At 46.1% G+C, this 369-nt stretch carries 1 protein-coding gene; it reads right to left on the bottom strand.

Going from position 1 to position 369, the window contains the following annotated elements:
• Positions 1-369: hypothetical protein (locus LE180_RS06650; RefSeq protein ID WP_374134668.1), on the bottom strand; the 369-nt coding region annotated here is incomplete at both ends.

The following is a 369-nucleotide window of genomic DNA, read 5'->3' as shown; positions in this document are numbered from 1 at the left end:
GCTACTTTCTTCTGTTCTGCTACTTTCTTCTGCTCGCTACTCATCGCCATTCTCGTCCCATAAAACCGTATCTCGGGAGACACACATACTCCGCTTCCTTTTGCCTGCGATTCACATTCGACCAAAAGAGGCTTATCACATCCTTCCCCACCTCCCACAAGCGCACATTGCAAATCCTTGCCTTCAAAAAGCGTATCATCATATTTCATTCTTTTAAACCTAACAGTCGAGGTACTTCCCTTATTCACACATACTACTTCATCTTTCCCACCAACGGCGTTGTCAAGGTCACACCTTTCAAACCGACTACCCACTAGCTTTATAGTCGCGATCCAACTTGTACTACATCCTCTGCCACCCCAACGGTTT

Source organism: Candidatus Endomicrobiellum pyrsonymphae, from assembly GCF_020328025.1.
Lineage (GTDB): Bacteria > Elusimicrobiota > Endomicrobiia > Endomicrobiales > Endomicrobiaceae > Endomicrobiellum > Endomicrobiellum pyrsonymphae.
The sequence above is the reverse complement of the archived record's forward strand: the minus strand, read 5'-3'. Positions and strand labels throughout refer to the sequence as shown.